The sequence below is a fragment of the Streptomyces sp. NPDC001902 genome (assembly GCF_042891295.1).
Taxonomy (GTDB): Bacteria; Actinomycetota; Actinomycetes; order Streptomycetales; family Streptomycetaceae; genus Actinacidiphila.
The window spans coordinates 54,572-74,398 of record NZ_JBIATA010000036.1 but is presented as its reverse complement, the minus strand read 5'-3'; the positions used below and the strand labels follow the sequence as shown (position 1 = coordinate 74,398).

21 protein-coding genes are annotated in these 19,827 nt (G+C 73.5%); 15 read left to right on the top strand and 6 right to left on the bottom strand.

Translation table 11 applies throughout. The features are described 5' to 3' along the window. Positions 1–94 precede the first annotated feature (94 nt). The 10 genes from ACFYYN_RS38645 (at position 95) to ACFYYN_RS38600 (ending at position 7,924) form a co-directional block, all read left to right on the top strand. Entirely contained in the window at positions 95–475 is a 381-nt protein-coding gene (locus ACFYYN_RS38645) for a hypothetical protein (RefSeq protein WP_500549497.1), read from the top strand. Beyond that, the gene (locus ACFYYN_RS38640) at positions 475–906 is read left to right on the top strand and encodes a response regulator (RefSeq protein WP_500549512.1); all 432 of its coding nucleotides are present in this window, start codon (positions 475–477) and stop codon (positions 904–906) included. The genes ACFYYN_RS38645 and ACFYYN_RS38640 overlap by 1 nt, the downstream gene beginning before the upstream one ends. 104 nt (positions 907–1,010) lie before the next feature. Continuing rightward, positions 1,011–1,469: an ATP-binding protein gene (locus ACFYYN_RS38635; RefSeq protein ID WP_499509268.1), complete on the top strand. Its 459-nt coding sequence runs from the start codon at positions 1,011–1,013 to the stop codon at positions 1,467–1,469. 152 nt (positions 1,470–1,621) lie between these two features. Beyond that, a complete protein-coding gene (locus ACFYYN_RS38630) occupies positions 1,622–2,188 on the top strand; it encodes an NADPH-dependent FMN reductase (protein ID WP_500549496.1) in 567 nt (188 codons plus the stop codon). Between the two features lie 54 nt (positions 2,189–2,242). Continuing rightward, on the top strand, positions 2,243–3,094 hold the full coding sequence (locus ACFYYN_RS38625; protein WP_500549495.1) for a PP2C family protein-serine/threonine phosphatase: 852 nt from the start codon (positions 2,243–2,245) through the stop codon (positions 3,092–3,094). Positions 3,095–3,103: 9 nt separating this feature from the next. Beyond that, positions 3,104–4,333, top strand: coding sequence for a PP2C family protein-serine/threonine phosphatase (locus tag ACFYYN_RS38620; RefSeq protein WP_500549494.1), 1,230 nt, complete (start codon positions 3,104–3,106; stop codon positions 4,331–4,333). 130 nt (positions 4,334–4,463) lie between these two features. Next, on the top strand, positions 4,464–5,093 hold the full coding sequence (locus ACFYYN_RS38615; protein ID WP_500549493.1) for a DUF1349 domain-containing protein: 630 nt from the start codon (positions 4,464–4,466) through the stop codon (positions 5,091–5,093). Between the two features lie 7 nt (positions 5,094–5,100). After that, positions 5,101–5,460, top strand: coding sequence for a hypothetical protein (locus ACFYYN_RS38610; protein WP_500549492.1), 360 nt, complete (start codon positions 5,101–5,103; stop codon positions 5,458–5,460). 254 nt (positions 5,461–5,714) lie between these two features. Then, positions 5,715–6,143, top strand: coding sequence for a hypothetical protein (locus tag ACFYYN_RS38605; protein ID WP_500549491.1), 429 nt, complete (start codon positions 5,715–5,717; stop codon positions 6,141–6,143). A 317-nt stretch (positions 6,144–6,460) separates the two neighbouring features. After that, positions 6,461–7,924: an aldehyde dehydrogenase gene (locus ACFYYN_RS38600; RefSeq protein ID WP_500549490.1), complete on the top strand. Its 1,464-nt coding sequence runs from the start codon at positions 6,461–6,463 to the stop codon at positions 7,922–7,924. Here the strand turns inward: ACFYYN_RS38600 and ACFYYN_RS38595 are convergent. Further along, positions 7,908–8,558: a TetR-like C-terminal domain-containing protein gene (locus tag ACFYYN_RS38595; RefSeq protein ID WP_500549489.1), complete on the bottom strand. Its 651-nt coding sequence runs from the start codon at positions 8,556–8,558 to the stop codon at positions 7,908–7,910. The two genes, ACFYYN_RS38600 and ACFYYN_RS38595, sit on opposite strands and share 17 nt — an antisense overlap. Positions 8,559–8,715: 157 nt before the next feature. On the opposite strand from ACFYYN_RS38595, the gene ACFYYN_RS38590 reads away from it, so the two are divergent. Next, entirely contained in the window at positions 8,716–10,116 is a 1,401-nt protein-coding gene (locus ACFYYN_RS38590) for an aldehyde dehydrogenase family protein (RefSeq protein WP_500549488.1), read from the top strand. Between the two features lie 22 nt (positions 10,117–10,138). On the opposite strand, the gene ACFYYN_RS38585 is transcribed toward ACFYYN_RS38590, so the two are convergent. Then, a complete protein-coding gene (locus ACFYYN_RS38585; RefSeq protein WP_500549487.1) occupies positions 10,139–11,005 on the bottom strand; it encodes an alpha/beta fold hydrolase in 867 nt (288 codons plus the stop codon). Between the two features lie 245 nt (positions 11,006–11,250). Between ACFYYN_RS38585 and ACFYYN_RS38580 the strand changes: the two genes are divergently transcribed. Continuing rightward, positions 11,251–12,021, top strand: coding sequence for a hypothetical protein (locus tag ACFYYN_RS38580; protein WP_500549486.1), 771 nt, complete (start codon positions 11,251–11,253; stop codon positions 12,019–12,021). Between the two features lie 54 nt (positions 12,022–12,075). Here ACFYYN_RS38580 and ACFYYN_RS38575 read toward each other — a convergent pair whose 3' ends face one another. Continuing rightward, complete coding sequence (locus ACFYYN_RS38575) at positions 12,076–12,999, bottom strand: RNA polymerase sigma-70 factor (protein ID WP_500549485.1); 924 nt, start codon at positions 12,997–12,999, stop codon at positions 12,076–12,078. A 437-nt stretch (positions 13,000–13,436) separates the two neighbouring features. Between ACFYYN_RS38575 and lexA the strand changes: the two genes are divergently transcribed. Then, positions 13,437–14,135, top strand: coding sequence for a transcriptional repressor LexA (gene lexA / locus ACFYYN_RS38570; RefSeq protein WP_500331777.1), 699 nt, complete (start codon positions 13,437–13,439; stop codon positions 14,133–14,135). A 20-nt stretch (positions 14,136–14,155) separates the two neighbouring features. Here lexA and ACFYYN_RS38565 read toward each other — a convergent pair whose 3' ends face one another. Both ACFYYN_RS38565 and hemC read right to left on the bottom strand, forming a co-directional pair. Continuing rightward, positions 14,156–14,830: a ThuA domain-containing protein gene (locus tag ACFYYN_RS38565; RefSeq protein ID WP_500331778.1), complete on the bottom strand. Its 675-nt coding sequence runs from the start codon at positions 14,828–14,830 to the stop codon at positions 14,156–14,158. A gap of 88 nt (positions 14,831–14,918) precedes the next feature. Continuing rightward, the gene (gene hemC / locus ACFYYN_RS38560) at positions 14,919–15,854 is read right to left on the bottom strand and encodes a hydroxymethylbilane synthase (RefSeq protein WP_500549484.1); all 936 of its coding nucleotides are present in this window, start codon (positions 15,852–15,854) and stop codon (positions 14,919–14,921) included. 156 nt (positions 15,855–16,010) lie between these two features. Here hemC and ACFYYN_RS38555 point away from each other — a divergent pair, with 156 nt between their 5' ends. Then, positions 16,011–17,723 (top strand): ArnT family glycosyltransferase, encoded by a 1,713-nt coding sequence (locus ACFYYN_RS38555; RefSeq protein ID WP_500549483.1) that lies wholly within the window; start codon positions 16,011–16,013, stop codon positions 17,721–17,723. Positions 17,724–17,772: 49 nt separating this feature from the next. Here ACFYYN_RS38555 and ACFYYN_RS38550 read toward each other — a convergent pair whose 3' ends face one another. Beyond that, positions 17,773–18,696, bottom strand: a complete 924-nt coding sequence (locus ACFYYN_RS38550; RefSeq protein ID WP_500549482.1) for an SAM-dependent methyltransferase — start codon at positions 18,694–18,696, stop codon at positions 17,773–17,775. Positions 18,697–18,899: 203 nt separating this feature from the next. Between ACFYYN_RS38550 and ACFYYN_RS38545 the strand changes: the two genes are divergently transcribed. After that, complete coding sequence (locus ACFYYN_RS38545) at positions 18,900–19,811, top strand: NUDIX hydrolase (protein ID WP_500549481.1); 912 nt, start codon at positions 18,900–18,902, stop codon at positions 19,809–19,811. Positions 19,812–19,827: the final 16 nt, after the last annotated feature.

Here is a 19,827-nt window from a genome sequence, read left to right as displayed (position 1 = left end):
CTCGCCGCCGCCGGATGCCCGAGGACGGAACCACTGTATCGGCCACCGACAACACTTGTTGTCGTGCGATTGTGCAGGTCCTAAGGTGGGGGCCATGCCTGGCACCCACTTCGCTCCGCGCCTGCCGGAGGACGAGCTCGCCGCCCTGGCGATCGGCGCGGTCGACGACCTCGCCCGGCACCTTGCCCGTCGTGCCCTCCGCCCGCTCGCCGTCCCCGGGGCCACCGACGACGGTACCGAAGCCCGCGGGGAGGCCCTGGCGTACCTGTACATGCTCAGCCTCCTCCAGCAGGCGGTCGAGCACCTGGAGAACCAGGCGGCCGAGCAGGCGGCCGCCGCAGGTGCCGGATACCCCCAGATCGGCCGCGCCTGCAACATCAGCCGCCAGGGCGCCCGCCGCCGCTGGCCCGGCCTGGTGACCAGCGACACCCCCCACCGTCCCCCGCGGCGCACCGACCGGACCCGGAGCCAATGATGATGATCGCCCCCGCCCGCCCCCACGACGTGCTGCTGGTCGAGGACGACCCTGCGGACGCCATGCTGATCGGGGACGCCCTCGCCGAGCGCGGTGCCCGCAACCTGACCCAGGTCGAGGACGGCCTCGCGGCGCTGGAGTACCTGCGCGACCCGGCCAACCGGCTCCCCGACCTGATCGTCCTCGACCTCAACATGCCGCGGATGAACGGCCACGAACTGCTCTCGATCCTCAAGAACGACGAGAAACTGCGCGCGGTCCCGGTGGTCGTCCTCACCACCTCCGCGGCGCCCGACGACGTGACCGGCGCCTACCGGCAGCACGCCAACGCGTACGTCACCAAGCCGGTCAACCTGGACGACTTCGAGCGCGCCGTGCACAGCATCGACGCCTTCTACCTGGACACCGTCACCAAGCTCCCCCGCCAGTGAACGCGACCGGAAGCGGATGAGCGTCAGTCGCGGAAAACGGGGTAGACGGACGGCTGGCCGCGCCTGAGCGCGGCCGGCCGGGAAGCAGTACGAAAGGCACCACCATGGAACCGAGGCTGGACGGCCACCCCGCCCACCTGGCCGACTGGCCGTGCATCCACGCCGGATTCGCGCACGAGGGCGACTCGGAGGCGATCTCCGCGGCGCGGCGCTTCACCGGCGGGTTCCTCGCCCGCGTCCAGGGCGAGCACGGCGTCCCGGTACCGGTGGAGACGGTCGAGACCGCACAGCTCGTCGTCAGCGAGCTGATCACCAACACCTGCAAGTACGCTCCGGGCCCCGGTCTGCTCGACCTCGAGGTGGACGTCGACACGGCGACGCTGCTGGTGTCCGTGTGGGACACCAGCAGCACCCTGCCCCTGGCCCGCGCCGCCGAGCCGGGACGGATCGGCCAGCACGGCCTGGAGATCATCCTGGCCCTGTGCGAGGGCTACGACGTGCAGCGGCAGCCGGTGGGCAAGCGCATCACGGTCCGCATCTCCCTGGAGCCCCGGACCCGCTGAGCCGCGGCAGGCGCCGCCGTCACGGCGATCGGGTGAACCCCCGGCCCCGCCGGGTTCACCGGCGGGCGCGCATGGAAGGTGCCTCACGCGCCGGTCCGCCGCCTCCGGCGCCCCGCCCGGCCACCGGAACAGGACCGTCCAGGAGCAACGCCATGACCAGGATCGCCATCATCCTCGGCAGCACACGCCCCAGGCGCCTCGGCGAGGCCGTCGCCCGGTGGGTGTACGAGAACGCCACGCTGCGCGGCGACGCCGAGTACGAACTGGTGGACGTCGCCGACTACGACCTCCCGCTGCTCGACGAACCGCTGCCGCCGTCACTGGGCCAGTACAGCCGGCCGCACACCTTCACGTGGGCGGAGAAGATCGGCTCCTTCGACGGCTACGTCTTCGTGACGGCCGAGTACAACCACTCGATCCCGGGGGCGCTCAAGAACGCCATCGACTACCTCTTCGCCGAGTGGAACAACAAGGCGGCCGGGTTCGTCGCGTACGGCAGCGTCGGCGGCAGCCGCGCGGTGGAGCACCTGCGGCTGGTGATGGCCGAGCTGCGGGTGGCCACCGTGCGTGCCCAGGTGGCGCTCTCCCTCTTCCGCGACTTCGCCGACATGAGCCGCTTCGAGCCCGGCCCGCGCCGCGCGGGCGAGCTCGGCGTCGTCCTCGACGAGGTCCTGGCCTGGACCAAGGCGCTGGAGCCGCTGCGCCGGGCGCCGTCCTGACCTCGGTCCCGCCCCGCCCCTCCCGTAGCGCACGGCCCCTCGTAGGGTCCTGTCATGGACGGACGACAGGGGGGCGGTACGCCGACGTGCGAACGCTGCGGTGGGACGGTGGCCCCGGACGGTTACTGCTGGGACTGCGGTGTCGCCCAGGCGGCGTTCCGGTCGCGGGTGGAGGTATCCGCGGGCGGCGCGGCGGGCGTCAGCGACCGGGGGAAGCGGCGTGAGGTGAACGCCGACGCGATGGCCGTGACCACGGCCGGCGCATGGACGATCGGGGTGGTGTGCGACGGGGTGTCCATGTCACCCCGGTCCGAGCGGGCGGCCCTGCTCGCGGCCGAGGTCGCCTCGGCCGCGCTGGCCTCGGCGTTGCGGGCGGGGACCGTACCGGAGGTCGCGCTCGAGGACGCCACCGGGCGCGCGGGACGCGCGGTCGCGGCACTCGCCGTGGCACCGGACGAGGCACCGGCCTGCACCTTCGTCGCGGGCGTCGCCGGTCCGGACGGCCTGTGGTGTGCGTGGATCGGTGACAGCCGTGCGTACTGGCTGCCGGACGAGGGCCTGGCCATCGCGCTGACCGAGGACGACACCGGCGAACTCGACGTCCTGACCGGCTGGCTGGGTGCCGGGAACGGCGAGCCCGTACCGCGGGTGCGCAGCAGCCGGCCGGCGGTGCCCGGCCGTCTCCTGCTGTGCACCGACGGGCTGTGGCGGTACCTCCCCGGCGCGGAGGCGCTGCGGGCCCGGCTGGCTCCCGCACCCGGCTCCCGCGGCGGCGGGCTTCTGGAGGGCGCGCGCTCGTTGGTCGGGTACGCGCTCGACGCCGGCGGGCACGACAACGTGACGGCGCTGCTCCTCCCCGTTCCCGCCGAGGTCCCGCCACGGGCGGGGGCGACGGGAGGGGTGTAAGCAAGAGATATGCGTTTTGCACCACGCGCAGGCACGTACTGGTCAGCCGAGCGGACCCCTGCCCTGATCGCGGTCCCGGTGCTGCTGATCGTGGCGATCGTCATCAGCGACCTGGTGATCCCCACGGAGGGGCACCTGGGACCGCTCCTGGTGGTGGCACCGGCACTGACCGCGTCGTTCGGCGGGCTCCGGCTCACCGCCCTCATCGGTGCCCTGGCGGTGGCGTCGCTCACCGTGGTGTCGGTGGCCGACGGCACCATCACCACGTCGTACCGGCAGAGCGAGATCATCGCGCTCGTCCTCGTCTCGGCCCTCACCGTGCTCTTCTGCCGGCTGCGCGAACGGCACCAGGCCGAGCTGCAACAGGTGCGCTCGGTGGCGGAGGCCGCGCAGCAGGTCGTCCTGCAGCCCCTGCCGGAGCGCATCGGCCCGCTGCGGATCGCCTTCGACTACCAGGCCGCCGAGGACCAGGCCCGGATCGGCGGCGACCTGTACGCGGCGGTGCGCACGCCCGGCGGCACCCGGCTGCTCATCGGGGACGTCCGCGGCAAGGGCCTGCCGGCGATCGGCGACGCCTCACTGCTGCTCGGGGCGTTCCGCAGCGTCGCCTACCGGGCCCCGCCGCTGCCCGCGATGTACGCGCACCTGGAGGCGACGGTGTCCTGGAAGGCGGCGCAGGGCTGCGCCTACGGCCTGGACGAGGACACGGCGGTCGAGTCGTTCATCACCGCGATCCTCGTCGACTTCCCCGACGACCGTCCGGAGGTCCGCATCCTCAACTGCGGCCACCCGTCCCCGTACCGGCTGGCCGCCGACGGCCTCGCGCCCCTCGACCCGACGCAGCCCGCGCCGCCCATCGGCCTGGGGCTGCTGCAGCCCTCGCACCCGGGCGTGGACACCTTCCCCTTCGCACCCGGCGACATGCTGCTGCTCTACACCGACGGGGTCACCGAGGCCCGTGACGCGTCCGGCCGTTTCTACCCCCTCGCCGAGCGCATCGCGTCGTGGCCGGGTCAACAGACCCCGGAGGACCTGGTGCGGCACGTACGCGAGGACCTCCTCCTGTACTGCGGGGGCCGACTCGGCGACGACGCGGCGTTGATCACCGTACGGAGGGAGCCGCTGGGTCTCGGCCTGTCGTACGAGCCACGGGCGGTCGACGGGCCCTCGGCCCTGTCGGGCGGCCCGGAACCCGGTCCCCCCACGAAGGTGCCGCCCTTCGGCCCCGAGCGGGAATGACCCGCCCTCGCGCCCCCTCACCCCCGGCCGTGTCCCGCTGTCGGAGCGCTGATCTACGCTGGGGCCGCCCACGCGACCGGCGGCCCCGACGCACCCTGCCCAGAGGCCCGCCCGACCGGAAGGACGGTCCATGAACGAGCAGCGCCCGATCGACTGGGACGAGGCCACGTGGCTCAACACCCCGCAGGAGGCCACGGCGGACGGATCCGGGATGCTCGTCACCACCCGTGACCGCAGCGACTTCTGGCGCACCACCGGTTACGGCTTCGTGCGCGACGACGGGCACGCCCTGCTCACCGCCTTCCCGGGGGACACGTCGATGGAGGTGACCTTCCGCGCGGACTTCGACACGCTGTACGACCAGGCCGGGCTCATGATCCGCGTCGACGCCGAGAACTGGGTCAAGGCCGGGATCGAGATGTCCGACGGCGTGCCGCACCTCGGCGCGGTGGTCACCCGCGGGGTGTCCGACTGGTCGCTCGCGCCGGTGCCCGACTGGGCCGGACACGCGGTGACCGTGCGCGCCAGCCGTTCCGGTGACGCCCTCACGATCCGTGCCCGCCGCGACGACGGTCCCTGGCGGCTGGTCCGGCTGGCGCCGCTGTCCCCGGACGCCGCCGCCACCGCGGGGCCCTTCTGCTGCTCGCCCGAACGCGCGGGGCTGTGCGTGGCCTTCACGGGCTTCACCCGGGGCGCGGCCGACTCGGCGCTGCACGAGGAGCCGCAGCAGGCGGGCGCCGAGGCCACTGAGGGCCGGTGAGCACACGATGGGGTTCGTGGGCGGGATCTGGCGGGTGCTGAGCGACGGGGATCCCGTCGGGGACATCACGGTCGAGGAGGCCGACTTCCCGTGGCTGTCGGGGCGGTTCGAGCCCGCCGCGGCGTTCGACCGGGTCCGGCCGCTGTTCGCGCGCGAGCTCGCCCTGATGGAGACGGCGATGACCGCGCCGGCCGAGGAGGACGAGCCCTGGGCCGCGTGGGAGGCGGCGTACGACGAGGTCCGGCGTGCGGTGTCGCTGCGCTCGCCCTCGGGGCCCGTGGCCGAGTTCCTGCTGCACATCGAGGACGACCGGGCCTGGTTCCGGTGGAGTGACGAGCCCTTCGACGACGACTCGCCGAGCGACTGACGTCCCCGCCCTCGGCACCCCCCTCCCCCTGAGCCTGGTAGTGGCACTACCAGGCTCGCTCCTTGACGTCACGACCTGACAGTCGCAGCGTGGGGGGCGTGGACAAATAGTGGCAAAGGCAACATTTCGAACATCACCTACTTGACTGCGGACCTCACAACCCGCAGAGCGGTGGGGCGCCGCTCTTACCGTCCGGCGCAGCGGCCTTTGAACCTCGTCCACGCCCAGGAACCGACCGGGCTAGGAGAGTTCTCATGCGTATTTCCAAGTGGCCCCTCGCCGCAATGGCAGGCCTCGCGCTCGCCCTTGGGGGTGCGGCCTCAGCGGCCGTCGCGGCACCGACGAGCTCACCAGCCTCAGCAGTCAGCTACGCCGAACACGGCGGTGGCGGCGGCGGTGGCGGTGGCCACGGCGGCGGTGGCGGCGGCCACGGCGGCGGCGGCTACGGCGGCGGCGGTTACGGTGGCGGCGGTTACGGTGGCGGCGGTTACGACCGCGGCGGCGGCTGGGGCGGCGGCTACGACCACGGCTACGGCGGTGGCTGGGGCGGCGGCTACGACCACGGCGGCGGTGGCGGTGGCCACGGCGGCGGCGGTGGCGGTGGCCACGGCGGCGGTGGCGGCGGCCACGGCGGCGGCGGTGGCGGCGGCGGCCACGGCGGCGGCGGTGGCGGCGGCCGGTAACACCCCGACCGGGGACCGGCCCTCGACCGGCCCCCGACACCAGCCGAACATCTGGCGACCGGCCACAGCAGGCCTCTGACCAGCGACTGGACGGTCGCGCACCTCACGGAAGCGGAAGCCGCGCCCACGGGAGACCGGTGGGCGCGGCTTCCGCTCTTCACGTCTCCGTGCCCCGGTGCACCACTTCCGTGCGCCGAATTGCCCGATAAAGAATGTTTCCCGTGAAACATTCCTTACGTACTATATTGACACTGTGCTCATATCGCCGGATCCGGCCGATGGGGTGGCGGCGGTCCGGCCGACCTCAGGGAAGCGCCATGTTCGACCTGTCCTCAGCAGTCTCCGCGGGAACCGGCCAGGGCTTCTACATCGGCGGCCGCTGGGTCTCCCCCAGCGGGACCCGCCGCGCACCCATCGTCTCCCCCTCCACGGAGGAGGAGTTGCTGCACGTGCCGCTCGCGGACACCCGGGACGTCGAACGCGCGGTCGCCGCCGCGCGCACGGCCTTCGACGAGGGTCCCTGGCCGCGGATGTCCGCGCACGAACGCGCCGCGCACCTCAGACAGCTGGCCGACCAGGTGCGCCGGCGGCTGCCGCTGCTGGCACGTCTGTGGACGGCCCAGGTCGGGGCGCCGGTCGCCTTCGCCGAGGGACTCGTCCAGGCCGGCCAGAGCCGCTTCGACTACTTCGCCAAGCTCGCCGGCTCGTACGCGTTCGAGGACCGCCGTCCCACCTCCCGGGGGCACGCCCGTGTGACCCGTGAACCCGTCGGCGTCGCCGCGCTGTTCGCCCCGTGGAACGCCACCTTCAACATCTTCGCGCACAAGATCCCCACGGCCCTGGCGGCAGGCTGCACGGTGGTCGTGAAGTCGCCGCCGGAGAGCCCGCTGGACGCCCTGGTGGTCGCCGAGTGCGCCGAGGCGGCCGGGCTGCCGCCGGGGGCCGTCAACGTGATCACGGCGGATCGCGAGGAGTCGCAGACGCTGGTGGCCTCGCCCGGCGTGGACAAGATCAGCTTCACCGGCAGCGTGCCGACGGGCCGCGCCGTCGCCACGGCCGCACTGGAGCGCTTCGCCCGGGTCACCCTCGAATTGGGCGGCAAGTCCGCCGCGATCCTGCTCGACGACGTGGACCTGCAGGACACCCTCGACACCCTCACCCCGCTGAGCATGCCCTTCGCCGGACAGATCTGCTTCGCCCAGACCCGCATCCTCGCGCCGCGCTCCAGGATCGCGGAGGTCCTCGGGGCGTACGCCGACCGCGTGCGCCTGCTCAGGGTCGGCGACCCCTGGAGCCGTACGACGCAGGTCGGCCCCGTCCTCAACGAACGGCAGCTGCGCCGCGTCCTGGGCTACATCGACAGCGGCCGCCGCGAGGGCGCGAGGGTGGTGACCGGCGGCGGCCGCAGCCCGGGCCACGAGCACGGCCACTACGTGCTGCCCACGGTGTTCGCCGACGTCGAGCCCGGCATGAAGATCGCCCGCGAGGAGATCTTCGGCCCGGTCGTGACCGTCCAGGCCTACGAGGACGTCGACCAGGCGGTGGCGATCGCCAACGCCACCGACTTCGGCCTCAGCGGCAGCGTCCACGGCGCCGATCCCGAACGCGCCTACCAGGTCGCACGCCGGGTGACGACCGGCCAGCTGAGCGTCAACGGATTCGAACTGGCACCTTCGGTCCCGTTCGGCGGCCGGAAGTCCTCGGGCCTGGGGCGCGAGGGCGGCCCCGAGGGGCTGGAGGCCTACCTGGAGACCAAGGCCGTCTTCATGCCGGGTCCGTGACATGGCCGCCCACGCCGTGCAGCAGATTATGCACGATGGTCTCCGCGAACCCCTCGCTGACGGGGTGGTCGGCCACCAGGAGCCGGAAGTAGCAGGCCCCCCACAACTGGTCGATCAGCACCTGCGGATCGATGTCCGCCGCCAGCTGGCCCCGGTCCCGCGCCCGCTCCAGGACGGCGGCCATGCGCGCGCGGCGCGGCCCGGAGTAGCGCTCGCGGAACAGCTCGCCGAGCGGTGGATCGGTCTGGGCGCAGCCGATGAGCTCGGACACGACCCGTCCCGCGGGGGTGCCGCACAGATGCCGCACGAACTTCCGCATGTGGGCCGTCAGGTCCGCTTCGATGTCGCCGGTGTCCTCGAAGACCAGACGCTCGTCGACGACGGCGACGTAGGCGTCGAGGGCCAGTGCGCCCCGCGACGGCCACCACTTGTGGATGGTCATCCGGCTCGCCCCGGAGCGCCGCGCCACCTTCTCGACGGTGAAGGCGGCCATGCCCTCGGCGAGGAGCAGTTCACGCGCGGCCGCGAGCACCTCGCCGCGGACCAGGGCGGCCGGCCTGCGGCCCTGCCCGGGCCGCGGCGCCTCGTCGGTCCCCCCGGCCGCCCAGGCGCCCGCTCCGCGCGCTGCGCTCATTCCCGGCTCCGTCCTGCGGTCCGCCCGCCCGCCCCGCGGTGGGGCGCCGCTGCGGGCTGATCACGGAAATCACTGCCAACGAGCCTATATCGGGCATCCCGTCGATTCCCCGGAGCGACAGGACCGTCCCGGACCCGGACTCCGAGAGGAACACTCGATGATCGTGTACGACAGGCTGTACATCGGTGGTGCCTGGACCGCCCCGGCGCATCCCGGGCTGCTGGACATCCGCTCACCCCACGACCGCTCCCTGGTCGGACGCGCCGCCCAGGCCGCGCCGGGCGACGCCGACGCCGCCGTCGCCACGGCGCGCGCCGCCTTCAACAGCGGGCCGTGGCCGCATCTGGGCCCCAAGGAACGGCAGGAGGTGGTCCGGCGGGTGAACGGGCTGCGCGAGGAGCGTGCGCAGGAGGCGGCCGCACGGGTGTCCGCCTCGACCGGGACGCCCCGCCGGTTCACCGATGCGGAGCAGGCCTCCCTCACGCGGCGGGTCGACGCCTGCCTCAAGGCCGCCGGGGAAGTCGGCTGGGAGGAGGCCGTCCGTCCCTGTGACCCCACCCCGGGTTTCGACACCATCGTGCGGCGCGATCCGGTCGGCGTGGTCGCGGCGGTCATCCCCTGGCAGTGCCCGTTCGCGGCCGCCACGGCGCAGCTGACCCCGGCCCTCCTGGCGGGCAACACCGTCATCCTGAAGGTCACGCCGGAGAACTCGCTGGGCATGGGACTGCTGGCCGAGCTGTACGCCGAGGCCGGACTACCCGAGGGCACGCTGAGCGTACTGCCCGCCGACCGGGACACCGGCGAGTACCTGGTCACCCACCCGGACGTCGACGCGATCGCCTTCACCGGCTCCGCCCGGGCCGGCCGCCGCGTCGCCGCCCTCGCCGGCGAGCAGCTCAAGCGGGTCCGGCTGGAACTGGGCGGCAAGGCGGCCGCGATCGTCCTGGACGACGCCGACGTCCCGCGGACGGTGCGGGGGCTGTTCGCGTCACCCGGCGACGACGGGGGGACGTGCGCCGATCGGACCCGCGTCCTCGCCCCGCGCCGCCGGTACGAGGAGTTCGTCGCGGCGGTCGAGGAAGCCGTCACGTCGCTGAAGGTCGGTGACCCGGCGGCACCGGACACCCGCATCGGGCCGATGGCCGGCCGTGAGCGGCAGCAGCGGGTGATGTCGTACATCGAGCTGGGCATCGAGGAGGGCGCCCGGCTGGTGACCGGCGGTCCCCGGGTCCCCGCGGGCCTTGAGGAGGGCTACTACGTGGCACCGACGCTCTTCGCGGACGTCGACCCCCGCATGCGCATCGCCCAGGACGAGGTCTCCGGCCCGGTGGTCACGGTCATCCCGCACGACGGGGACGACGACGCGGTACGGATCGCCGACGACTGCGAGTACCGGGTGTCCGGCGGGGTGTGGTCCACCGACCCCGGACGCGCCGTCGCCGTCGCGCGCAGGCTGCGCACCGGCCCGGTGACCGTCAACGGGGCCCCGGCGGGCCTCGACGGGACGGTCGGCGTCGACGCGTACGTCGCGCACCGGACGATCACCCGGCCCCGCTGAGCGCACCCGGTCCGCCCGGGGGTCAAGGCACGACGCGGCCGAGGAAGCCCCGCACGTACCCGGCGACGGCGTCCAGGTGGCTCTCCAGGGCGAAGTGCCCGGTGTCGAGGAGGTGCACCTCGGCCTCGGGCAGGTCGCCGAGGAAGGCGCGGGCACCGGCCGGGGCGTAGACCTCGTCGTTCGCGCCCCACACGGCCAGCAGCGGCACCTGGCCGGCCCTGAAGTACTCGTGCAGCGCCGGGTGGAGGTCCACGTCCCGGGGGTGGTCGCGGAACAGCCGCAGCTGGATCTCGTCGTTGCCTGGACGCTGCAGGAGCGCGGCGTCGTGGGCCCAGGTGTCCGGGCTGACCAGGTCCGGGTCGGGGACGCCGTTGAGGTACCGCCAGCGGACGGCGTCCGTGGTGAGGGCGTAGCGCACGGCCTTCTCGTTCCCCGGTGACGGGTCGGCGGCGTAGGCCCGCACGTCGGACCAGAAGGAGTCGACGAGGCCCTCCGCGTAGGCGTTCCCGTTCTGCGTGACGATCCCGGTGATGCGCGCCGGGGCGCGCAGTGCCAGGCGCCAGCCGATCGCCGCCCCGTAGCCGTGGACGTACATCGCGTGGCGTCCGACGCCGAGGTGCTCCAGCAGGGCGGCCGTCACGTCGGCGAGGGCGTCGAAGGAGTAGGGGAAGTCCTGCAGGGACGGCATCGAGGACCGGCCGAAGCCGATGTGGTCGGGCGCGAGGACCCGGTAACGGTCCGCGAGCAGCGGGATGAGGTGCCGGAACATGTGGGAGCTGGCGGGGAAGCCGTGCAGCAGGACGACGACGGGGGCGTCGCGGGGGCCCGCCTCGCGGTAGAAGACCTCCCGGTCCGCGACGGCGGCCGTGAGGTGGTGGACCGGGACCATCGCTGACCTCCTGGGAGCACGACCTTCCTGTCGCATGCCACGTGGGGCAGGGGAATCACGTTCCGGCGGACGGATTCACGCGGTTGCTGCTCGCTTCTCCGGCAGGCATGCGATTCGGTCCCACCGGCCCCCGCGCCACAGCACCGGGGCGCAGGCGGGGTGAGTAGCCGTACTCATGCCCGCAGGCCGACCGGGCGGGACGATGGCGGCAACGAACCCTCGGACGGAGGAGGTTGGTGACGGCGATGGGGAGATTCCTTGGCGCGGTGCTGGCGTTGGCGGTGACCGCGGGGGCGCTGGCACTGGTCTACGCGGTGGGCGCGCCGCTGCCGGTGGTCCTGGGCGTGGGCGCGGGGGTGCTCTGCCTGCTGTGGCTGCTGGTGCTGCTCACGGTGCCGTGGAACGTCTACTTCCGGGCGCACGCGGTGCTGGCCGAGATCGCCGTGAGCCGGGAGAAGGGCCTGGTGGTCCCCCGGGCGCGGGACGCCGAGGCCGCGCGGATCGCCCGGACGATGCTGCGGGCCGCCCTGGCGGGGCACCTGCTGACGACGGCCGGGGTGCTGGCGGTGACGCTTGCGACCGGTCACGGCGCAGGGTACTGGATCGCCGGGTTCTTCCTGCTCAGCACGGTGTTCCGCCCGGCGGGCGCGTGGTTCGGGCAGATGCGGCAGCGGCTGGGAACCCTGCTGAAGGACGTCACCTACCCACGCGACGACGTCCTGGAGCTCAAGAAGGGCGTCGAGCGCACGGACAGCGGCATCAAGGTCCTGGAGGAGAAGGCCGAGGAGCAGTACCGGGCCCTGGCGGAGCTGCGGCGCACGGTGGACGTGCTGGGCGTGTCGGTCTACGAGCGGGCCGAGGACACCGACCGCCGGATCACCGCGCTGGCACGGGAGTTCGAGGCCACGGTCAACCGGCTCACGGACAACGAGGAGATCATCACGGGTCTCAAGGCCTTCCTCCGGCTGCTGCGGGCGGGCGACGGCGCCCCGGGCCGGGCAGCGGCCGACGTCTGACCGGAGGCCAGGCGGTCTCCATGTGCGGCCCGGGGCGCCGCCCCGGGCCCGGTCCTACGCGGACGGCGCGTCCGGGCCCGCCGCCAAGGCGCTGAAGCCGGTCAGCTTGGCCGGGTTGAGCACCCACATGAGCTGGTCGATGCCCTGCTCGGAGGCGCTGATGGCCAGCAGGGCCATCGGCGTGCCGGCCTGGGACACGAGCGCCGCGGTCTGCCCGTTCGCCTCGACCCACACCACCTCGGTGTCGGGCCAGAAGCGCGGGGCGAAGGCGGTGACGAACCTCGCCACCTTGGCGCTGCCGACCACGGGGATCTTGGCGGCGTTGCGCACGGCGCCCCCGCCGTCGCCGTAGTTCACCACGTCCGTGGCGAGCAGCTTCTCCAGGCCGGCCAGGTCGCCCGCCCTGGCCGCCGCCACGAACGCCTCGAGGAGCCGGCGGTGCTCCGCGCTCCCCACCTGTTCGCGCCGCCCGGCGGCGATGTGCTTGCGGGCGCGGCTGACGAGCTGGCGGGAGTTGGCCTCGCTCAGGTCCAGCACGGTGGCGATCTCCCGGTACGGGTAGTCGAACGCCTCGCGCAGCACGTACGCCGCCCGCTCGGTGGGCGTCAGCCGCTCCAGCAGGAGCAGGACCGCGAACTCCACCGCCTCGCCGCGCTCGGCGCCGAGCACGGGGTCGGCGCGCGTGTCGACCGGTTCCGGGAGCCAGGGCCCGACGTAGCCCTCGCGCCGCACGCGGGCGGACTGGGTGACGTTGATCGCCAGCCGGGTCGTCGCCGTGGTCAGGAACGCGGTCGGATTCTCCACGGCGTCGCGGTCGGCGGCCTGCCACCGCAGCCAGACGTCTTGGACGACGTCCTCGGCCTCCGCGGCGCTGCCGAGCATCCGGTAGGCGATGCCGAACAATCGGGGGCGCAGGGCCGTGAACACCTCCGCGGCCTCGTCGAGCGAGCCGCCGCGTTCCGCGTCGCCTGGCTGCATCGTCGCGTTTTCCTCCACCGTCAGATCCGCCCGACTGCCCGTTCCAGCGTACACAGACGGCGATTTCCTCCGGGCCCGGGGGCACTTCGCCCGGGCCCCATTCAGCGCAGTTGAGGAGCGACGTCGCGGTACGGCAGGCATTTCCCGCGCCGCGCGCGAATTGCCGTGGCGGGCCCACCGGGGGGCCTTCCGGCCGGGTCGGGGAATTCCGGAGCCATTGCGGACCCATTCCGGTCGCGGCCTCCGGGCGCACGGACCCCAAGTTCTGACCGGACAGCGGCGCCGTTTGTGACAGCGGGATTCCGCCGGTGGTCCCGGCCGGTTCCGCGCGGTGTGCTCACAGATCTTCACGGGATTTCGCACACGCGTTCCAAAAACGCCGTGGAGCAGGGTAACGTTACGTATCGCAGCAAGATCCGCACAGGGAGGGACGGGGCATGGAGCCCACCAGGACGACAGTGCGCCGTGGGCGCCCGCAGGGCTCGGACAACCCCGGCCCCGACGGGCTGACCAACCGTCAGACCCGTATCGTCGAGGCGATCCTGGGCTCGGTGGAGAGCCGCGGTTTCCCGCCGTCGATGCGCGAGATCGGTGAGGCCGTCGGGCTGGCGAGCACCTCCTCGGTCGCCCACCAGTTGGCGGTGCTGCAGCGCAAGGGCGTGCTCGAGCAGGATCCGCACCGGCCCCGCGCCTACCGCGTGCGGTGCTCCTGGCCGTCGCAGCACGACTCCGAGCCGGGTGCGGTGCCCGTCAGCGCCTCCCCGTCCGCGCGCGTGCCGGTGATCGGCCGGATCGCGGCCGGCACCCCGATCCTCGCCGAGGAGCAGGTCGACGAGGTCTTCGTACTCCCCCGGCAGATCGTCGGCGCGGGCGAGCTGTTCGCCCTCAAGGTCGTCGGCGACTCCATGACGGGCGTCGCGATCTGCGACGGCGACTGGGTCACGGTGCGCAGCCAGGACGCCGCCGACCACGGCGACATCGTGGCCGCGATGATCGACGGCGAGGCCACCGTCAAGCGGCTCAAGCACGAGGGCGACCGGGTCTGGCTCATGCCGCACAACCCCGCCTACGACCCGATCCCCGGCGAGGAGGCGGTCATCCTGGGCAAGGTGGTCGCCGTGCTGCGACGCCTCTGAGGCCGTCCGCCGGCTCCCGCTCAGTCCGTCGCCGCGGGCAGCACCGACCGGAGCCCGCCGAGCAGATGGGCCCGGAAGGCCGCGTCGTGGTAGGCCTGCGCGGAGTGCCCCAGCGCGGTGTAGAAGACGGGCCCTCCGCCGTACTCGTGGCACCACACCAGCGGATGGTCCGCGCCCATCGAGCCCCCCGTGTACGAGGACTCGTCGGCGCAGGCCAGGACCCGCACCCCGGGGCGGGGACTGCGGTCGAAGTCGTACCACTCGTCGGTGACCTTCCACGCCGCGCCGAGGTGCGCGGTCGCCGGATGGGCGGCGTCCTCGACGAGGACCGTGCCCGCCTGCAAGGGCGGGTGCCCCGTGAAGCGCGCGCCCAGCAGCTCCCCGTAGTAGGGCCAGTCGTACTCCGTGCAGGCCGCGGCGTGCACGCCCATGAACCCCGCGCCGTCGGCGTGGTGCGCCGCGAGGGCGGCCCGGCCCGCGTCGCTGAGCACCTCCCCGCTGGTGGAGAGGAACACCACGGCGTCGTACGCGCGCAGGCCGGCCCCCTCGAAGTCCTCGGGCCGTTCGGTGGCGTCCACCCGGAAGCCGTGCCCGGCTCCCAGCTCGGTGAGCGCCCTGACGCCGTCGGGGATCGACTCGTGCCGGTAGTCGGTGGTGCGGGTGTAGACGAGCACACGGGGGTCGCGGCGGGACAATCGGCTCTCCCAGGACGGTGACGGACGACGGGCAGCGCCCACCAGTCTCCCCGCCGCGGTCCGGGCGCCGGCGGCGGCCCGGGTCCCGTCAGTGGCCGATGCTGTCGATCAGCTCGCGGGCACCCTGCCGCAGCAGTGCCACCGCGACCGACGTCCCGAGGGTGGCGGGGTCCAGCGGTCCTGCCCATTCGTGGGCGTCGAGGACGGTCTTGCCGTCCGGGGAGAAGACCCGGGCCCGGAGCGAGAGCCGGCCGTCGCGTTCGGCGTGGGCGTAGCCGGCGATGGGGCTGTTGCAGTGGCCCTGCAGGACGTGGAGGAACATCCGCTCCGCCGTGGTCTCCCGGTGCGCGGCCGGGTCGCCGAGGTCGCTCACGACGTCGATCGTCCCGGCGTCGCCCTCCCGGCACTGCAGGGCGAGGACGCCCGCGCCGATCGGCGGGATCATCGTCTCGACCGGGAGCACCTCGCTGATCACGTCGGTCCTGCCGATCCGCTCGAGCCCGGACACGGCCAGCAGCAGCGCGTCCGCGTCGCCCGCCGCGAGCTTCTCCAGGCGGCGGTTGGCGTTGCCCCGCATGGGGACGCAGGTGAGGTGCGGGTGCGCGGCCATGATCTGCGCGATGCGGCGTACGGAGGAGGTGCCGATGCGCGTGCCGGGCGGGAGCCGGTCGAGGGTGAGGCCGCCGGGGTGCACCAGGGCGTCGCGGATGTCGTCCCGCTTGAGGAAGGCGGCGAAGACCGTCCCGGCGGGCAGCGGCCGGTCGGCGGGGACGTCCTTCACGCAGTGGACGGCAAGGTCGGCCCGGCCCTCCAGCAGCGTGGCGTCGACCTCCTTGGTGAACGCACCCTTGCCGCCGAGCTGGGCCAGGTCGCCCATCCAGCGGTCACCGGAGGTGGTGACGGGCACGACCTCCGTCCGGATGCCGGGGTGGAGCGCCGCCAGTTCCGTGCGGACGCGCTCGACCTGGGCCAGCGCCATCGGGGAGGAACGCGAGACGATGCGGATCAGCTCGGGGACTGCCATGCGCCCACGGTACGGCGTCCGGCACACGTCCCGCGCAACACCCCGAACCCCACGCGCCGTGACGACGGCGGGGCTAGTGTGTCCCGCGGCGCCCACCGGGAGGGCGCCGGCGCGGAGCGGTGGCGCCACAGGTACAGGCGACGGGGTAAGCGCACGATGACGCAGGAACGGCCCTCGCCCGCCGCGGTGTCCCCCGAACCGGCGACGCCCACCACCCTCGCCACGGTCCCGGTCCGCGGGTTCCCGGCCGGTCTGCGCCACCGGCGTCCGCTGTACGTCCTGGCCGTGCTCGTGCTCCTGGCGCAGATGGCGTTCGCGATGGTCACCACGGCCGTCCAGCAGACGCCCACCATCGACGAGCCGGTGTACGTGGGCACCGCTACGGTGTATCTGCGCGAGCACAGCCTGCGCTTCAACCCCGAGCACCCGCCGCTCGGCAAGCTCCTCATCGCCGGTGGTCTGGCGTTCGCCCACCCCCACCTCGACCCGGCCTTCGAGGGCGACCAGACGGAGCTCGGCCGCAGCGTGCTCTACGAGTCGGGCAACGATCCCCGGCGCCTGATGCTGGCGGCCCGACTGCCGGTGATCGCGCTGACCCTGCTGTTCGGGCTGGTGGTGCTCGCCTTCGCGCGCGATCTCACCGGGCCCGCCGGGGGGCTGCTCGCGCTCGCCCTGTACGCGTTCTCGCCGGACGTCATCGCGCACGGCTCGCTCGCCACCCTCGACGTCCCGGCGGCCGGTTTCCTGCTGACGTCGGTGTGGGCGCTGTGGCGGGCCCGGGAGCGTCCCCGGCGGTACCTGCCGCTCGCCGGTGCGGCGTTGGGCGCGGCGGTCGCCACGCGGATGAGCACGCTCCCCGCGGTGCCGGTCCTGTTGCTCCTGGCAGCGCTGTCGGTGCGGCACGTTGGTGCGCGGGGCGCGCAGCGGCCCGGCACCGCCCGGTCGCTGCGGCGCGCCGCGATCGCGGCGGGCGGGGTCGGGCTCGTCGCCGTCGCGGTGGTGTGGGCGGCCTACCTCGTCATCGACCCGCGTCTGCGCTGGACCGCGCCGGACACCCTGCCGGCCCTGCACGGACTTCGGGGCTGGGCCGTGGACGCGCTCCCGCTCCCGCGGGCGTACCGGGACGGGATGGCCGTCCAGTTCGGCTTCGAGGACTCGACCTTCGAGGGGTTCCTCTTCGGCCGCCACTACCGCGGGGCGCTCTGGTACTACCTGCCCGCCGCGGTGCTGGTGAAGACTCCGCTCGGCATGCTGGCCCTGTGGCTCGCCGGCACCGCCGCGCTGCTCGCCCTCCCCCGGCTGCGCCCCGCCGCCCCGTACCTGCTCGTCCCGGCGGCCGTGCTGACGGCCGCCGCCATGACCGGCTCACGCGACTTCGGCGTCCGCTACGTGGTCTTCCTGCCGATGTTCGGGGCCGTCGCCGCGGCCTGCGTCACCGCCCTGCGACGGCGGTGGGCGGACGTGGCGGCGCCGGCCCTCCTCGCCTTCGTCGCCGTCAGCTCGCTGCGTACCTTCCCCTACTACCTGCAGTACTCCAACGAGGCCTTCGGCGGCACGTCCCGGACCCATCTGCGCCTGCACGACTCCAACGTCGACTGGGGCCAGGACCTGGGCCGCCTCGCGGACCGGCTTCGCGACCGCTACCCCGGCGAGCGGGTCTGGCTGGTCTACAAGGGCAGCGGGGTCCCCGCCCACTACGGCATCCACGCCGTCGATCCGCGCCAGGTCCCCGAGGACCAGGTCCACGGGCTGCTCGTGGTGTCGGACTCCTCGGTCGCGAAGGCCGAGGGCGCGCTGGCCGAACTCATCGCCACTAGCGAGCCGATCGACCAGGTGGGGCACTCGATCACGATCTACCGCCGCGGCTGACGACCGCGCCGCCCCCCGTCCGGGAGGGGCGGCGTCGGGCACGGCGGGGTCAGGGCTTGCGGGCCACCACGGCGTAGACGTTGATGTCCGCGTCCGTGACGTCGGTGATGCTCCGGTAGCGGATCGCGTCGATGTCCTCGAGGCCCTCGACGAACTCCGGCGAGGCGTCGGCGTGGGTGGCGAGGGTGTCATCGACGTCGTCGGGGCGCCAGTGGTGGACGGGGACGAGCCCGGGCTCGACGATCTCCAGGCCGTTGTCCGTGACGAAGCGCAGGACCTCGGCGTGCTCGCGGAGCACGAAGGAGAAGCCGCGGTCCTGGTAGGTCTTGGCGACCTTGGCGATCTGCTCGGCGTTGAGGTCGGAGGTGAGGTGGCTCAGCACGACGTGGCTGCCCGAGGGCAGCGCGTCGACGAGGTGCTTGACGATCCCGTACGCCTCGTCGTCCTCGACGAAGTGCAGGACGGCGACGAGCACGAGCGCGACGGGCTCGGTGAGGTCCAGCGTGCCGGCCGCCTGGCGCAGGATCGCGGCGGGGTCGCGCAGGTCCGCGTCGATGTAGTCGGTCCGTCCCTCGGGGCCGCTGGTCAGCAGGGCGCGCGCGTGGGCCAGGACGACGGGGTCGTTGTCGACGTACACGACCCGCGCGTCGGGGGCGATCCGCTGCGCGATCTGGTGCACGTTCTCCTGCGTGGGCAGGCCGGTGCCGATGTCGAGGAACTGGCGTGTGCCGGTCTCCCCCGCGATGTGGTTCACCGCGCGGCGCAGGAAGTCGCGGTTGTGCCGCACGTCCAGGTAGCCCCGGGGATTTGCGGCCAGCGCGGCCGCGGCCGCCTCACGGTCGACGGGGTAGTTGTCCCTGCCGCCGAGGAAGACGTCGTAGACGCGCGCCGGGTGCGCCTTGGTGGTGTCGATCCGCCGGCGGAGCTGCTCGGCGGAGTCGTAGTCGTCGGGAGCGTCGCTGCCGCTGGTCATGGCCATCCCCTGGGGACTCGAATACGCGAACTGATCTGCACACAACTTAGCTGTTGAAGCTGCGAGTTGGCGCCATCCCTGCCCGCTCCTGCGGGCGGCCCGTACAGGGGCGCGCAGAAAGGCCGGAACCTGCCCTCCCGTTGGCCGTCCCCGCTCGTTGACCTTGGTGACCGCACACCCCCGGAGCTTGCTTGGAGGCTCGCTTGACGTCGATCCACGACGGTGCACCGGCTGCCGGTGAACCGCGCAACGCCTCGGTGCTCATCCACAACGACCGGGGCGAGTACCTCCTGCACCTGCGCGACCACCGCCCGGACATCCGCAACCCCGGCGCCTGGTCACTGCTCGGCGGCGGCCGTGAGCCGGGCGACGTGTCCCTGGAGGCGACCGCCCGGCGTGAACTGCGCGAGGAGGCGGGGCTCGACCTGCCCGCGCTGCGCGCCTTCGCGGTGGAGCACGTCCACGAGCCGGACGGGTCGCTCCTGCCGGTCCAGGTGTTCACCGGCCGCTGGAACGGCGATCCCGACGCCCTGCGACTGACCGAAGGCGTCCTGCTGCGCTGGTTCCGGCCCGATGTCATGCCGCGGCTGCGGTTGGGCCACGCGACCCTGGAGCTCGTCCGCCGGCACGCCGGCCTGGCCGTGCCGCCGGGCACCGGGGCCCGGGCGGCCGGGCGGGGCGTCCTCCACGTCGTCGGCGCGCACCTGTACCTGGAGAACCCCGGCGGCCAGGTCCTGCTCGGACTGCGCCACCCCGACTCCGCCTTCGCCGGCGGCGAGTGGCACTTCCCCGCCGGGCACTGCGAGCAGGAGAGCGCCGTCGCGTGCCTGGTCCGCGAGGCGGACGAGGAGACGGGCCTGCGGATCAGGCCGGAGGACGCCGAGTTCGCGCACGCCGTGCACCTCGTCGACGCGCCGGGCGGCCGCCCCCGGCTGCAACTCGTCTTCCGCGTACGCCGCTGGCAGGGCGAACCGGTGGTCCGCGAGCCCGACAAGTGCCTGTCCTGGCGCTGGTGGCACCCGGACGCCCTCCCCGAACGCCTCGTGCCGTACACCCGGGCCGCGATCGAAGGCATCCGGGCCGGCCGCCACTACACCGAGTCGGGCTGGGCATGACCTGCGGACCGGGCCT

What these genes read in the sequence shown, in the direction of transcription:
- ACFYYN_RS38645 (WP_500549497.1), top strand. Translation starts at nt 95, where the DNA reads ATGCCTGGCACCCACTTCGCTCCGCGCCTGCCGGAGGACGAGCTCGCC.
- ACFYYN_RS38640 (WP_500549512.1), top strand. Translation starts at nt 475, where the DNA reads ATGATGATCGCCCCCGCCCGCCCCCACGACGTGCTGCTGGTCGAGGAC.
- ACFYYN_RS38635 (WP_499509268.1), top strand. Translation starts at nt 1,011, where the DNA reads ATGGAACCGAGGCTGGACGGCCACCCCGCCCACCTGGCCGACTGGCCG.
- ACFYYN_RS38630 (WP_500549496.1), top strand. Translation starts at nt 1,622, where the DNA reads ATGACCAGGATCGCCATCATCCTCGGCAGCACACGCCCCAGGCGCCTC.
- ACFYYN_RS38625 (WP_500549495.1), top strand. Translation starts at nt 2,243, where the DNA reads ATGGACGGACGACAGGGGGGCGGTACGCCGACGTGCGAACGCTGCGGT.
- ACFYYN_RS38620 (WP_500549494.1), top strand. Translation starts at nt 3,104, where the DNA reads ATGCGTTTTGCACCACGCGCAGGCACGTACTGGTCAGCCGAGCGGACC.
- ACFYYN_RS38615 (WP_500549493.1), top strand. Translation starts at nt 4,464, where the DNA reads ATGAACGAGCAGCGCCCGATCGACTGGGACGAGGCCACGTGGCTCAAC.
- ACFYYN_RS38610 (WP_500549492.1), top strand. Translation starts at nt 5,101, where the DNA reads ATGGGGTTCGTGGGCGGGATCTGGCGGGTGCTGAGCGACGGGGATCCC.
- ACFYYN_RS38605 (WP_500549491.1), top strand. Translation starts at nt 5,715, where the DNA reads ATGCGTATTTCCAAGTGGCCCCTCGCCGCAATGGCAGGCCTCGCGCTC.
- ACFYYN_RS38600 (WP_500549490.1), top strand. Translation starts at nt 6,461, where the DNA reads ATGTTCGACCTGTCCTCAGCAGTCTCCGCGGGAACCGGCCAGGGCTTC.
- ACFYYN_RS38595 (WP_500549489.1), bottom strand. Translation starts at nt 8,558, where the DNA reads ATGAGCGCAGCGCGCGGAGCGGGCGCCTGGGCGGCCGGGGGGACCGAC.
- ACFYYN_RS38590 (WP_500549488.1), top strand. Translation starts at nt 8,716, where the DNA reads ATGATCGTGTACGACAGGCTGTACATCGGTGGTGCCTGGACCGCCCCG.
- ACFYYN_RS38585 (WP_500549487.1), bottom strand. Translation starts at nt 11,005, where the DNA reads ATGGTCCCGGTCCACCACCTCACGGCCGCCGTCGCGGACCGGGAGGTC.
- ACFYYN_RS38580 (WP_500549486.1), top strand. Translation starts at nt 11,251, where the DNA reads ATGGGGAGATTCCTTGGCGCGGTGCTGGCGTTGGCGGTGACCGCGGGG.
- ACFYYN_RS38575 (WP_500549485.1), bottom strand. Translation starts at nt 12,999, where the DNA reads ATGCAGCCAGGCGACGCGGAACGCGGCGGCTCGCTCGACGAGGCCGCG.
- lexA (WP_500331777.1), top strand. Translation starts at nt 13,437, where the DNA reads ATGGAGCCCACCAGGACGACAGTGCGCCGTGGGCGCCCGCAGGGCTCG.
- hemC (WP_500549484.1), bottom strand. Translation starts at nt 15,854, where the DNA reads ATGGCAGTCCCCGAGCTGATCCGCATCGTCTCGCGTTCCTCCCCGATG.
- ACFYYN_RS38555 (WP_500549483.1), top strand. Translation starts at nt 16,011, where the DNA reads ATGACGCAGGAACGGCCCTCGCCCGCCGCGGTGTCCCCCGAACCGGCG.
- ACFYYN_RS38550 (WP_500549482.1), bottom strand. Translation starts at nt 18,696, where the DNA reads ATGACCAGCGGCAGCGACGCTCCCGACGACTACGACTCCGCCGAGCAG.